General features: G+C 41.0%; 11 protein-coding genes. 2 read left to right on the top strand and 9 right to left on the bottom strand.

The window, feature by feature from the left end:
- Positions 1-12 precede the first annotated feature (12 nt).
- The 3 genes from sufC to QP794_RS01910 all read right to left on the bottom strand — a co-directional run bounded on the left by sufC (position 13) and on the right by QP794_RS01910 (position 2,331).
- On the bottom strand, positions 13-795 hold the full coding sequence (gene sufC, locus QP794_RS01900; RefSeq protein WP_024629093.1) for a Fe-S cluster assembly ATPase SufC: 783 nt from the start codon (positions 793-795) through the stop codon (positions 13-15).
- 371 nt (positions 796-1,166) lie between these two features.
- Complete coding sequence (locus QP794_RS01905; protein WP_285074678.1) at positions 1,167-1,742, bottom strand: DUF1802 family protein; 576 nt, start codon at positions 1,740-1,742, stop codon at positions 1,167-1,169.
- A 127-nt stretch (positions 1,743-1,869) separates the two neighbouring features.
- The gene (locus QP794_RS01910) at positions 1,870-2,331 is read right to left on the bottom strand and encodes a Dps family protein (protein WP_017689542.1); all 462 of its coding nucleotides are present in this window, start codon (positions 2,329-2,331) and stop codon (positions 1,870-1,872) included.
- Between the two features lie 301 nt (positions 2,332-2,632).
- Here QP794_RS01910 and mtnK point away from each other — a divergent pair, with 301 nt between their 5' ends.
- Together mtnK and mtnA are read left to right on the top strand one after the other, a co-directional pair.
- A complete protein-coding gene (mtnK, locus tag QP794_RS01915; protein ID WP_285074679.1) occupies positions 2,633-3,850 on the top strand; it encodes an S-methyl-5-thioribose kinase in 1,218 nt (405 codons plus the stop codon).
- Between the two features lie 46 nt (positions 3,851-3,896).
- Positions 3,897-4,970, top strand: a complete 1,074-nt coding sequence (mtnA, locus tag QP794_RS01920) for an S-methyl-5-thioribose-1-phosphate isomerase (protein ID WP_285074681.1) — start codon at positions 3,897-3,899, stop codon at positions 4,968-4,970.
- A 110-nt stretch (positions 4,971-5,080) separates the two neighbouring features.
- Here the strand turns inward: mtnA and QP794_RS01925 are convergent, their stop codons facing one another.
- The 6 genes from QP794_RS01925 to QP794_RS01950 form a co-directional block, all read right to left on the bottom strand.
- Positions 5,081-5,383, bottom strand: a complete 303-nt coding sequence (locus tag QP794_RS01925) for a YunC family protein (protein ID WP_285075191.1) — start codon at positions 5,381-5,383, stop codon at positions 5,081-5,083.
- A gap of 198 nt (positions 5,384-5,581) precedes the next feature.
- On the bottom strand, positions 5,582-7,417 hold the full coding sequence (locus tag QP794_RS01930; RefSeq protein ID WP_285074682.1) for a DNRLRE domain-containing protein: 1,836 nt from the start codon (positions 7,415-7,417) through the stop codon (positions 5,582-5,584).
- Between the two features lie 11 nt (positions 7,418-7,428).
- Positions 7,429-9,519: a hypothetical protein gene (locus tag QP794_RS01935; RefSeq protein ID WP_285074683.1), complete on the bottom strand. Its 2,091-nt coding sequence runs from the start codon at positions 9,517-9,519 to the stop codon at positions 7,429-7,431.
- Positions 9,520-9,580: 61 nt separating this feature from the next.
- Positions 9,581-10,927 (bottom strand): LamG domain-containing protein, encoded by a 1,347-nt coding sequence (locus QP794_RS01940; RefSeq protein ID WP_285074684.1) that lies wholly within the window; start codon positions 10,925-10,927, stop codon positions 9,581-9,583.
- A 56-nt stretch (positions 10,928-10,983) separates the two neighbouring features.
- Positions 10,984-12,276 carry an SPRY domain-containing protein gene (locus QP794_RS01945; RefSeq protein WP_285074685.1) on the bottom strand — a complete coding sequence of 431 codons (1,293 nt, stop codon included), beginning with the start codon at positions 12,274-12,276 and terminating at the stop codon, positions 10,984-10,986.
- A gap of 59 nt (positions 12,277-12,335) precedes the next feature.
- The gene (locus tag QP794_RS01950; protein ID WP_285074686.1) at positions 12,336-13,883 is read right to left on the bottom strand and encodes a discoidin domain-containing protein; all 1,548 of its coding nucleotides are present in this window, start codon (positions 13,881-13,883) and stop codon (positions 12,336-12,338) included.
- Between the last annotated feature and the right edge of the window lie 5 nt (positions 13,884-13,888).

A 13,888-nucleotide genomic window follows, 5' to 3' on the forward strand; every position in this document is an offset into this window, starting at 1 on the left:
TCCGTTTTGTCTTTACGCTTCTTGACCTACAGTTTCGTCTGTAATTCCCAGCTCTTCCTTAACCCAGTCATATCCTTCAGCTTCCAGACGGTGAGCCAGTTCAGGTCCGCCGGACTTCACGATACGACCTTGCATCATTACGTGTACATAGTCAGGAGTAATGTAGTTCAACAGGCGTTGGTAGTGAGTGATGATCAAGAATCCGCGATCTTCGCTCTTCATTGCGTTTACACCGTTTGCCACGATTTTCAGAGCATCGATATCCAGACCGGAGTCGATTTCATCGAGTACTACAATTTTCGGATCAAGCAGCATCATTTGCAGAATCTCGTTCCGTTTTTTCTCACCACCAGAGAAACCTTCATTCAGGTAACGGTGAGCAAATTCAGGATTCATGTCGAGTTCTTTCATTTTACCTTCCATTTGACGAATGAACTTGATCAGGGAGATTTCGTTACCTTCTTCGCGACGTGCATTGATAGCACTGCGCAGGAAGTCAGAGTTCGTTACACCCGCGATTTCACTCGGATATTGCATAGCCAGGAATAGACCTGCACGCGCCCGCTCATCTACTGCCATATCCAATACATCTTCACCGTCAAGAGTTACTGTACCTTCTGTTACTTCATATTTAGGGTGCCCCATAAGTGCAGAAGCCAGCGTTGATTTACCTGTTCCGTTCGGACCCATGATTGCGTGGATTTCTCCACCTTTCATTTCCAGGTTGATGCCTTTCAGGATTTCCTTACCTTCGATCGTCGCTTTCAGACCTTCAATGACGAAATTCGTAGCCATGTGTATTGTTTCCCTCCATTGATTAAATTGATGTGTACTGTCGAAAACGAAAAAGCGCCTATTATATCTGAACAGGGCTTCCCCTGAATTTCTCCTGTGCTCCAATCTTCAAAGCAAGAATCACTTTAGAATAATTCTAAACTGATTCTCAATGATAATCAAGTCATTTCCTACGATCTCTTGTCCCGTGCAGGAAACATTATTCTACCTGATTCTATCTTAAAAGCCCGTTTGAATCAAATAACAAAACTTCTTCGTCATAAATAGACAGTGAGAAAAATCACAGGAATTTAACCTTTTAACGAATCTTCTCCTCTCAACCCAAAAAAGGACCCATCCACGTCATGGACAAGTCCTTTCGATAAATAACATTACATTTTGAGCGTCTCGTTAATCTTCTGTACCTGTTCGTCAAAATCCGCAACATCCAACACCGGCGTCATTTCGCTCGGCACCGGACCATTCGGAATGGAAATCCATGAACGGCATCCGTTGTATTCTGGTAATACGGGAATCTCCATCGGTTCCTTCAAACGGTACACTCGGAGTATCAATACGTGGAGCGGATCTTTTCGTTTCCACTTTAAGCGGTCTTCTGCAAAATCCGCTGTCCACATATGAAAGTCAAGAAGTCGATCCAGCATCTCCTGATCTCTGATCTCCAAATCCTGTGTCACTTCAGCATATGCTGTGAGACGGATCGTCGAAGCTTCAGGCACCCATTCGGCCAGTGATTCATCAACATAGAAATGATCAGAGGACTTAATCAGTTCTTTACGCTGATGTTCATAAGTCGGATACAGATAGAACGCTGGACTTTTCAACTCAAAACGTCTGGTTTCCTCCACAATCCCGCCTTTACGCATCACCATAACCTGACGACCCGTTTCCAGTGCTTTGATTGCAGAGGCCCATTCTTTTAATGCCGGTATCGTTGTGCCTATCATAACGTTCCCCTCCCGAAATCAGTCTTGTCAGCAGTATAGACGCTTGGCCTCGTCCTGACAACGAGTAAGGGCAGATAAGCAAACTGTATTTGTGAGCGACCTACTAACTCGGCAGGTAAAGCTGGGATTAGCCCAAGAAAGAGCGAAGCATCCACATGTGTTTCTCCAGATCAGCCTTGAAGCCAGTCAGCATGTCGGATGTTGGTTGGTCTTCAGCAGCATCTGCCACTTCAATACCTTCCTGATACTCGTTCGACAATGTAGCAAAATCTTCAATAAGGTTCTGTACCATAGTCTTGGCGTCTTCCCCACCAGCAGCCTCTTGAATAGAGGAAAGCTCCAAATATTCTTTCATTGTAGCCGCAGGGCTGCCCTTGAGGGTAAGAATACGTTCAGCGATTTCATCCATTTGTACAGTCACTTCGTTGTAGAATTCTTCAAATTTTACATGCAGTGTGAAAAAGTTAGGTCCTTTTACATACCAGTGATAGTTATGAATTTTGACATACAGGACGTTCAGGTTTGCCACCTGACGATTAAGTACTTGTTCCACTGATTTCGCTTGATCTGTTTTGTTTTTTGTAGCCATCTTAATCCCATCCTTTTATTATAAAATTAGTCTGACATTCACTTTAAGCAGGTCAACCTGCCGTCAATGACAGAGATTTAACAATTCGGCTCCACCCTGTGGCAGAGAGCCTTGTCGGCGGTATTCCTGTCAACCGTCCGGCCTATTTGTTTTTACCCGTGCACAGGAAGTTCGAAACAAGTCCGGTATCACCTGTCTCAAAAAAAGGGTACAAAATCACTGTTATTTCCGATATACTGACATATACCAAGCAAAGAAGTGGGTTTTCTCCTGTTTCTTCATATATATGGAGGTGGCATTCTTGTCCCAATATCACCCTTTAACGCCCCAGGATGCAATCGAACTTGCCAAAACATTACCGGGTCCGTTTGCGGCAGATGCGAATTTGGAATGTCGTGAGATTGGTGACGGCAATCTGAATTTGGTCTTCCATATCACGGATCGGAACTCCGATAAAAGTATCATTATCAAACAGGCTCTTCCTTATGCGAAAGTGGTCGGAGAATCATGGCCATTGTCTCTGGTACGTGCCAGAATTGAACGGGAAATCCTGCAGGAAGAGTATCGTTTATGTCCAGGAATGGTACCCGAAGTGTACCATTATGATGATGATCTGGCCTTAACCGTGATGGAAGATTTAAGCGATCATGTGATTATGCGCAAGGGCCTCATCGATGGCGAAACGTATCCTCTTTTTGCAAAACACATTGGGGAGTTTATGGCAAGGACTTTATTCTTCACGTCAGACCTTGGCATGAACCAGCAGTTGAAGAAAGAGAAACAGGGCAGATTCGTCAATCCGGACCAATGTAAAATAACCGAAGATCTGATCTTTGATGAGCCATATCGCATTGCGGAGAAAAATAATTATGAGGCTTCAATTGAGGACGAAGCGGAAGCACTTCGCACAGATGGGGAACTTCATCTTGAAGTCGCCTTGCTGCGTGAGAAATTCCTGACCCACGGTCAAGCCCTGCTTCATGGTGATCTGCACACAGGCAGCATTTTCGTCACGCCTGAATCGACCAAAGTCATTGATCCCGAATTTGCTTATTTTGGGCCAATGGGATTCGATGTAGGTGCCGTGCTTGCCAATTTGCTTCTCCATTACGCCTCACTGCCAGGTCGAATTCAAGATCAGACGGCTCTTCATAAGCGTGAAACGATTTTGTTGGATATGGTTCGTGACGTATGGACTGAATTCGAATCCCGCTTCCGTGGTCTGTGGACTTCCGACCTGGTTGATCCTATGGCTAAGGCACCCGGATACGAAGATCTTTATGTACAACAATTATTCAGAGACGCTGCTGGCTTCGCTGGCGCGAAAATGGTCCGCCGTATTGTCGGACTCGCGCATGTGGCAGATATCGATACGATTGGGGATGTCACAGAACGTGAACGTGCTCAGCGCAAAGCGCTGGCGATTGGTAAAGCACTTATCAAGCGTAATCGTAATCTGAACACAATCGGTGAACTTCTGGATACAGTAGCTACAGCAGTTACTGCCATTAAAATTTAACTTAAAGAACTCATAAGGCTTAACTCAAGGAAACGGAGGAACATCCATGACAACCCCTGAACATCAGCCTTTGTCCTCCCTTATATGGAAACAGGACAAGCTTGAAATGCTTGATCAGCGTTTGCTGCCTGAAACAATTCTGATGCTGAAACTGTACACGCCTGAGGAAGTATGGGAATCCATCCACTCGATGAAAGTTCGCGGTGCTCCGGCGATAGGGATTGCTGCTGCATTCGGCGTAGTACTAGGTGCCAAGGCATATGACGGACTTGCCATCCAAGGCTGGCTGGATCATGTAAAATCCATCTGTGCTCATCTTGCCACTTCCCGTCCAACGGCTGTTAATCTGTTCTGGGCGCTGGATCGCATGATGCAAAAAGCCAGTGAGCTTGCTGAATCCGGTGCAAATATCGAAGATAGCAATATTGCTCTTGAAGCCGAAGCTCTCTTGATTCAAAAAGAAGACGAAGAAGTTTGCCGCTTAATCGGAGAAAATGCTCTTCCTTTGTTCGCAGACGGTATGGGAGTACTCACACACTGTAATGCAGGCGGACTTGCAACCGCGAAATACGGAACGGCGACAGCACCGATGTACCTCGCTCACGAGCGCGGCATCAACCTGAAAGTATTCGCAGACGAAACTCGTCCTGTCCTTCAGGGTGCACGCCTTACAGCGTTCGAACTTCAGCAAGCTGGCATTGACGTTACTCTGATCTGCGACAACATGGCAGGTATGGTGATGTCCAAAGGCTGGATTCAGGCAGTTATCGTCGGTACAGACCGCGTCGCTGCCAATGGGGATGTAGCAAACAAAATCGGAACATACAGCGTAGCGGTCCTTGCCAAAGCACACAATATTCCATTCTATGTAGCCAGCCCACTGTCCACCATTGATCTGTCTACGCCATCCGGAGATCTTATTCCGATTGAGGAACGTGCTGCGGAGGAAGTAACCGAAGGATTTGGCAAACGCACTGCACCGCAAGGTGTAAAAGTATTCAACCCGGCGTTTGACGTAACACCTAACGAATATGTAACGGCCATTATTACGGAAAAAGGCGTTGTTCGCGCTCCTTTCCAAGAGAATTTGGCTGCCCTGTTCGCCAAGGATGAAGCTTAAGAAGTGGAAGTAAGTTTGAGTGGATCGTTTGATATAGGATTGTTACATGTAAATCAAAGAGAGGGCTTCCCGGAAGGGGAGCCCCATTTTCATCGCTGATTATTCAGGAATTAGATCATCTTGAGCAATGCTTCTACACCCGTCATGCCAGCCGTAATGCCCATAGCCTCAGCTTCCGTTGTCACCGACTCCATAGGTGCATGCAGCAGCTGTTCCAATGTGCGCACGCCTACCGCCCGAGCTGCAATAATCTTGCGATCCCCAAGCTTCTCATTAAGTAACCCCACATCGAGTGCTCCGCACATGATATATCCTTTGGATGTATTAATCGTCAGTAATGTCGTTTTGGGCAGCTTAACCTCTACCCCGACCAACACATGCTCTCCAACCACAATCGGCTCCATCGTCACCATAATTTCCCGATACACCTCCTCTTCCACAGGTCACGATAATTGTATGCCTCTTTTTGGATAGCTGTGTGGACACCTGCCGTGTTTTGAGAAAATGTAAGTTATTTTACGGATTAAATGAATGCATTACTTCTAAATGAGTGTTAAACGAAAATCGCAAAAAAAGAGGGCACTAGGCCCTCTTTTTTGACTTTATTTGATTTATAAAATGTAGTAATATGCTTGATTCCCCGGTCCTTTCACAACCAATGTGGACGTTAAATCACTCGCATCTCGTTTACGAATACTTATAATTGAACCTAACTCCTCATTCGCAATTACTCTTGGATGGATATAACCAGCCAGATCCGGTATGGAAACCGTAATTCCATTGTCCATATCAAGTATCTGTCTCACATCAATAGTCGATTGTATGTCCTTCCACTCATACACATGAATGGTACACTCCAGATATTCTCTTTCTTTAACGACAATGAATCCATCCAGAACTTCCAGATACTTGACCTCAATACTCGAAACCACATCAGGTTTGGAAACAGACAGTTTCCCGGGTTGTTCTTCAAAACTAGGAATTTCAATAATGCTGGATATGTCTGTATTCGCTGAAGCTCTTACGTTAAATTCGCTATTTATATCAGGTCGAGACACAGCCAAATTCGAAATCCAGACTTCTTCATATAACTGTGAAATGGTTAGTTCACTAGCCAGAGTCATCTGTCTATCGACAGTAATCACTGAAGATATTTCAGGATGAGATACGGTAATTCCCATCTCTTTTTCTTCGTTGCGACTTACTCTAACAGCTACCAAGCTTTCTTTATCTGCGACTGTGCGTATGGCGGTAATAATTTCGGAATTGATCTCTGGATTCGAAAAGGCAACCCATGAATGTTTCTCCTCCACCATGTTTTCTGCTACCGTGATCGTCCCCATCAGTTCTACATTCAACCGCTTGGCTACAATCAGGTCTACATCCAGGTTAGGATGACTAACAGATATAACCTCAGGTAAATCATGATGTACATGGTCTTGATATCTGTGAACATACACCTCTGACGTTAGCCACTCAAGGCCAATATCACTGTTTACAGTTAACGTTGAAGCGACTTCTGTCCGACCTGCGCCATAAATAAAAACGTCACTTTCTATTTCGGTTCGACCGATGGAATAGATTTGAGAAGTGATATATTTAATTTGTAAAATCGGTGGTTTGGATGACTCACGAGTGTTGAAATAAATAGGTGTGGCATCACTTGATTGAATGATCAATCCCCTATTCGGAACGCTTTGCTCTCTCCACATCTTCAGCAATTCCATCATATCAAACTCAATACAACGTTCAGTTGTATTAAGAATATAACTAGATGATAAAAGTTGAGTTGAATGAGGTCTGTTCGCATACGTTATGCCGTATTCACGCCATATTGTATTGGGCTGATGCAGTTCAATACGTGCATCAGGTGCCAGACTCCCCGTGTAATACAATTTCAACTTGGCTTCTTCAAGGAATAATAGGTCAGGTATTCTGGCATCCAGATCACCAAAACTTACGAAGGATTCAAACTGCTCCAATTCATCCCTACCAATCATCATTCGCTGCGTGTCACCAAAGTTGAGTGTCTGTAAGTGAGGCTGACTTCGCGTTGTCGCATCTGCAATAGGTTCCAATTTCACTACGACACGTGGTGCTTCCAACAACTCATATTTACCATGTGCACGGTTATGTGGACGAACAGAGAGCGTGCCATCAAGATCTATTTTAGATGCTGCTTGGATGGATGAATCCAAATCTCCTTGCCCTCTGTACATGATAGAAAGATAATTGGTCATCTCATGTGTACGTCTGACGCGGACAGATACGCTTGAGGACACTTCAGAAGCTAATCTTGTCGCAGCTGTTAACGATGCAGATAATTCTTCGTCTATCTGATTGTATAGAATGTACTTTGCAGCAAAACGATTTTCTGGACTTTTAATATGTATATAACTATCTAATAGAGTCTCCCCGTTTAGAATTTTACTCACTTCCTGTCTCATTGTATTGAGAGCTACACCCGGTCTGCGGTGACCTTCATCTCAAAATGTCCATTAGGATTAGGCTTCGCATGGATATCAGTTGCAATTCGAATATAAAAATCAATGCTCTCATCAGGCTGAGTTAGACCATATGTCAGATAGTCGATCGGAAGAAAAGGATTAGCCTGTCTGGATAATTGGACTTCTACACCGTCGGTTTCCAATTTCTTATCCATCTCCAGATAAACATGATCCACGGCATATCCAAGCAGATTTTTAATTCTAACTTTCTTCGTTAATGTCGTCTGTCCAGCGATGATTACACCATAATCAAGTTGCTTCAAAATACCGCCAAATGTATCGGACAGAAAGTCTCCCGACTCATCAATAAACATTAATCCAGAAAACGTTCCTACAAATTTGGTTTCCCAATAGTCGATGACGCCCCAGTAATCCTGGAACTCCACCTTCAAAGTGTTTTCGGCACCAAAATTAACTTTCCTTTCGTCAATGCCAATATCGATATTAAACGGCGAGGACATTAATCGAGTGAAATCCCCTTCCTCCGGATAATATGGTTTACCGTTCAATAACACGCGATACTTGACTTTACCCTGATCTGCATCGTCCAGCAGACCCTTTAGCTTGTTACCAGAGAAGGTTACGTTGATCGTAGCCGTAGTATTCAGGAGTTGCAGAGACATATGTTTGAACTCGACTGCATTACGAGGCGAGTCCACCACCATCATCACTTCATCCAACGCATAGGAATTTTCATAGTGCATACTACTGTCAAAGTAATAGGCAATTCGGGTTAAACCTGTTAGTTCCTTTTCAGGGATAGCGTTGAGTGTATCCAGACTCATTCCCTTTCTCTTAAACAAAGTTGAATTCGTAATATCCACATCGAACCACTTATTGAAACGATACGCCTTCCAGGTTAGCCCGGAGTCGAACGATGCAGCCATTTTCAATATGCCCTCAGCAGAGGTTGGAACTACTTTCGTAGCAATAATTTTTTTTATCTCTCCATACAAAGCAATATCAGATGGTTGCACAATCAATTGTTCGAAAGGCAACGCATTGTACGTTAATATCATGTCGCTATTGCCTGCAATAACGTATTCGTCATTCGTCCATGTAACCACGTCAAAATCTCCCTCAAGTTCATCCAAGGGGGAGTAGTTGGCAGTGATATTTAATTCGGCTGATGTTTTGGATGGGTCATCTGTGTAATACAAGACATCGACACTATCACCTAGTTCGTCATATAGGGTAAAAGGTTCGGTTTCGATTGTGATCGTTGATTCTGTTTGATTGGGATCGTCGGTGTATTCAATGATTTTGATTTCTTTATCTTCCCACTCTTCTGCTAACGTAAATGGATCGGTTTCAATTGTGACCATCGATTCTGTTGCTGTTGGATCATCTGTGTAATAAAGCACTTCTATGTCTTTATCTTTCCATTCTTCTTCGAGAGTGAAGGGTTCGGTTTCGATGTTGAAAGATGCTTCTGTTTTGGTTGGATCGTCAGTGTAGTAGCATAATTCTACTTCACCTTGAAGTTGCGCCCATGCGGATTTAGGGATGATGGAGATGTCGTTCATCCCATAGTCAATGTAATCTTGCTCCGTTGGCGTATTGCTAGATAGCTTGTTCCATGAATTTGAATAATAGCAATAAGAACCATTGGCATACAAAAGTGTATTATAGTATTTTTGATCATAAACATCTATTGCATCAAAAAGAACATAATTGGCATCATTTGTAATTATTTTTACTGTATGAACACCTTTACTTAAAGTTGTTTTTTCGTATACCATTGCCTGTTGAATGATAAGATCTTTGTTATATTCGCTGAAAACTTCAGTAATTCCGTCAATTGTAATGGAGATATTAGATGACCCCAGATTATGACTATTACCGATTACCCTAATCTTAGTGCCTTCAAATTGAAACTCTATGGTTGAATTTATTGACGATGAAAGCCTAGAAGTTCCGTTGTAATAGACAGCGTTTGGAGATGAAACGAATCCAATAGAATACTTGAAAATAATGCTGGTATCATCGTATCTAATCCAATCTTGTTCTGGAAGCGGCAGTGCTTGTCCTAAAATTGCCATTTGTCACCCCAACTCCTTTCTAAATAAATATAAATTAAACATTTATTTCACATATACTTACTCATGTGATTGATGCTTTCTTAATTGGTATTTTAGTTGTGTCAATTTTTTGTTTGAAGACTTTTCCTGAACCAAGTGAAGAATTAATCTTGACCAACAATCTTTTTTCTGAAAATTCATCATTTAGTCCAATGACCATTCCTTTGTTCATTCCATTTATAATGAAGTCGCTCTCTGTGTTTTGCACATATGAGACATACGTATAAGATTCATACATACCAAAATCACCAATTGATAAAAAGTCTCCAGCACCTTGATTCGCAGTGACATTGATCCTATATTTCTTATAAGCAATCTTATTTATAAATCCATAGAAACGTAAATCTTCTGTGCCGAAATTAGGTTCATTTACTCTCAAATCAAGAACGATCCATTTTGCGCCATCCCATCCCTCAAAAGTCCAATTTTTCGGTAGTCTGTTAGCTGGAGTCTTACCAGATTTTATAGAATATCCTGTTATAGTTATAGCAGAAGGAAATTCATAACTAAGCCAACCCACTAAAACTCCACTTGCAGAAACCCATCCATTCTGATCTACAATTCTATCGAAAGCTTTCCATGGGTAAAAAGTAGAATACATTGAGCTGGCTTCAGCTACACCCGATGGAGAAGTATTACTTGTCATTGCAGGAATAGCATTATCTCTGTATGTGCTTGTAATGCTATAATATTTATCTTCTGATGAAATCAAGAATTTACTAACAGGTGGGATAATCACTACGTTGTAAATTTCCAATTCGTCAATATCAAATTTTAGATATCCAGTAGTTCCAGTACTTCCAATCCTACCAATTGCAGTTCCACCAGTATGGTAGGCTGTTGTTTCTTGTGATGCGGCTGTTGCTGTTGCAACAGGTTTTTCTAAATGATCAACATATAACTTAACCGCACCTGTATTTATAGTGCCATCCCATGTAAATAAAATGTCGTGCCACTGATTGTCGCATATATTATTAGGAGTAGTCAGCAAATATCTAAATGTAGATGAAGCTTGTGAACCTACGAAAGTCATTTTTCCATCTGCGTCAACCTGAATGCCAAATCCTTGCTGTGTAGAAAAATTGTTTACATTAATGAGTGTATAGCCAGTAGTACTTGGTATGGATGGAACACGTATCTTAAAGTGTATACTTTTAGCTCCAATAGGAATCAATGTTCCTGTGAATTTAATGAAATCACTTGTCCCATTGAATGATCTAGCGTTACCATTAACTCCTGTAATTACTGTTGTACCTGCTACTGTGCCAACATTACTTCCTTTACTGTCGATTAGTTGTGTTGAAGTAGATTCATCAAACTTAAACCATGCCACTCCATATTTACTCATGTTGCTTTCAGTACTTGCCATTTGATCATCTCCTTTCAAAAATAAATAGAACACACCACATAGATGTGTTCTTAAAGCTAACCTAATATAATCTTATTTGCTCGATGCTTAGACCTGTCGATTTTTTGTTTGAATACTTTGCCTGAACCTGATTGGGAATTGTCTTGAACAACAAGTCTTTGTTCAAATACTTTAGAAGTGGTTAAATCAATAGTAATTCCTTTATTCATACCGTGATTGTTGAATGTTTGCTCTAATGAGTTGGGAATCTTTACTAACCTAGAGGGTTTGAATTCAAATATTTTCAATTCATTGATTAATGTATAATTAACGTTCCCTCCATTGGCAGTCCAATTTATACGATACAATTTATAGTTATCTGTTTTGTCGATGTCGATAAAATAATCCTTGTCTGTTAAAACTGCCGTCCATGTTTGATTTGTTCTTGTATCCAAGACAGTCCAATTTACTCCATCATTTGAACCTTCAAAAGTCCAATCTTTAGGCATCATAGTACTTTCACTTAGAGTGTTAGTGCTCCTTAAAGTATACTTTCCGATCCTAATAGGCTTATCAAACTCATATCCTAAGTGACCAATGCCACCTGTTCCAGTCGCACTAAGATAATAACTATTATCGAATGTATCAAATGCTTTCCAAGAATCAACCCCCGAAGAATTTACACTACTAGCAAATGCTCTACCGTTAGGAGAAGTGTTAGATGTCATTTGTGGAATAGCATTTCTTGTTCCAGTGATTTCAGAAGTAACGCTAAAGTATTCATCACCTGATGAAATCAAGAATTTATTAACAACTTCATGATTAAAGGCTTTAAATCCAGTTGGAATTGAATATGAAAAAGGTGTAGCCCCGAAATTTACGGTTATTGTTCTTGATGCAGTTCCCATGCTCTTGAATAAAGGGAATACCTCACCCATATCTTTCAGATTGGTATGTGACACACCCAAACTAACTCCATTCTTATAAAACTCTAACGTACCTTCATCAAGATTCATTGCTACACCTATAGTGTCTCCAACGGCTGAAGTTGCGCCATAAGTTACATTCTCAGGAAGCTTATTTCCGTTGTTGCTGTAATAAGCTCTGATCTTCAAAGCGTCTAATGTAGTTCCCATATACTCCGCACTAGTAATTGGATACGACTTACTTGCAATACCAGCAAACAATGTCGTTGCTCCAGCATCCAACTTCAACTCCCAATACCACTTGCCAGATGTTTTACCATGCGTTGCGCGTATATTCCCTGCACCAGTAGCAGCTATAGCCGAAACAATAGTTAAATTGCCATTGGATAATGTCATGCTTCCATTCATGTCATTGGGATTCCACGTTGCATTAATTTTAGGCATTTCTCCATCTCCTTTCAAAAATAAATAGAACACACCATATAGATGTGTTCTTCGTAAATTTAGCCAAGTGTAATTTTATCTACTCGGCGTTTTGACAAATCAATTGAGTGTTGATAAGTTTTTCCTGATCCAAGTGCGACTGAAGTTTGAATCATATCTACCTGACCATTATATAGAGGGAAATCGAATTTATCCAAACCATGATCTATTACCATTCTCTCATCAACTGTGCCTTCAATAATTTTAAGGTTAGGAAATACATTGAACATTTCCATTTCTTGAAGTCCTACATATTGAGCATGTCCATTGTTAGCAGTGATATTTATTCTGTATATTTTATATGATTTAGAATTATTGAATGTAAAATATTTCTTTTCCCATAGTACCCAATCTACAATATTTTCTCGCTTATCGAGTGTCACATAGTTGACTCCATCGTCGCTACCTTGGAACTCCCAATTTTTTGGAGCAATAGAAGCGTAATTGACTCCATTTACAAGAGAATATTTATTAACTATAGTTTTAATGGGGAATTGATACTCTAACCAACCAGTTGTTGTTGAAGATATCCAGCTATAAAAGTAGACTGTTTCTTTATCGATTAAACCATCAAAAGCATAATATTCCCAATAGTTCGTGCTTAACTTACTACTACCTCTTGCAATGCCGATTGGAGAAGTGTTACTTGTCATTTTTGGAATTAGGTTTCTTATAGGTGCGTTTGAATAATACTTATCACCTGATGAAAGTAAGATTTTACTGTAAGGGTTTCTGAATTCACCTGTAGAATCAATTTCTATAGAATCAATCGCTAAAATTTTACCTGTTTCGCTAGATGGGATTGAGATTTCTACATAGTGATACCCCAAACTTAAATCAGTAATTTCAAAAACCATAACTTGATCTAAAGCACTAGCCCGATAAGCACTGTAAACCCTACTTACTCCATCAATAATCACGCTGTTTTTTGTTGATCTATTTGTATTAGAACTATCATAAATACGTAGCTTAGTACCATAAAACCAAAAGCTCATTTTTCCAAATGTGCTAGTTGAGGTGAGTGTGCCTCCCCAACATGCTGTATATGTGGAATTAGTGTTCCAAGTGCCTGTATAACTGATATTATCAAGTGTTGTTACAATGTCATATCTTGACCATCCTGCATCTGGAGTTGTGGATACTTTTCCAATTAAATATCCATTAGAATCAATATCAAGAGAATCAAAAAGGAAAATTGCAGTATCCACTGTTTTGATTTGAACAGTGTGTACTCCTTCCACTAAACCTGAGATGTCAAATATCAACGACTGTGTTGTTCCGCTATTAACATTTTCATTCACTGTTCCTCGAACTGTGCCATCAATAATAACTTGGGCTGTCGTTGTTCTGCCTGTATATTGACCGCCCATAATTCTTAACTTTGTACCTTGAAAGCTAAAATTAACAGTAGAGCCACTTACTTGAGTGTAAGTGGCAGAACCATTGTAGTTAGCGGTCAGAGTTTCTGTTTGCCAAGTTCCCGTATAGGCAATTGATGAGTATAGATTATCATACCTTCTCCAACTATCTTCTGGTGCTGGTAATCTTTGACCAACTGTAGCCATCATTTCGT

Origin of the sequence: Paenibacillus sp. UMB7766-LJ446 (assembly GCF_030226665.1) — a bacterium.
Taxonomy (GTDB): Bacteria; Bacillota; Bacilli; order Paenibacillales; family Paenibacillaceae; genus Paenibacillus; species Paenibacillus vandeheii.

Excerpts from the sequence above, each read along its gene's own strand:
- sufC (WP_024629093.1), bottom strand. The coding sequence starts at position 795 with ATGGCTACGAATTTCGTCATTGAAGGTCTGAAAGCGACGATCGAAGGT.
- QP794_RS01905 (WP_285074678.1), bottom strand. The coding sequence starts at position 1,742 with ATGATAGGCACAACGATACCGGCATTAAAAGAATGGGCCTCTGCAATC.
- QP794_RS01910 (WP_017689542.1), bottom strand. The coding sequence starts at position 2,331 with ATGGCTACAAAAAACAAAACAGATCAAGCGAAATCAGTGGAACAAGTA.
- mtnA (WP_285074681.1), top strand. The coding sequence starts at position 3,897 with ATGACAACCCCTGAACATCAGCCTTTGTCCTCCCTTATATGGAAACAG.
- QP794_RS01925 (WP_285075191.1), bottom strand. The coding sequence starts at position 5,383 with ATGGTGACGATGGAGCCGATTGTGGTTGGAGAGCATGTGTTGGTCGGG.
- QP794_RS01930 (WP_285074682.1), bottom strand. The coding sequence starts at position 7,417 with ATGAGACAGGAAGTGAGTAAAATTCTAAACGGGGAGACTCTATTAGAT.
- QP794_RS01935 (WP_285074683.1), bottom strand. The coding sequence starts at position 9,519 with ATGGCAATTTTAGGACAAGCACTGCCGCTTCCAGAACAAGATTGGATT.
- QP794_RS01940 (WP_285074684.1), bottom strand. The coding sequence starts at position 10,927 with ATGGCAAGTACTGAAAGCAACATGAGTAAATATGGAGTGGCATGGTTT.
- QP794_RS01945 (WP_285074685.1), bottom strand. The coding sequence starts at position 12,276 with ATGCCTAAAATTAATGCAACGTGGAATCCCAATGACATGAATGGAAGC.
- QP794_RS01950 (WP_285074686.1), bottom strand. The coding sequence starts at position 13,883 with ATGATGGCTACAGTTGGTCAAAGATTACCAGCACCAGAAGATAGTTGG.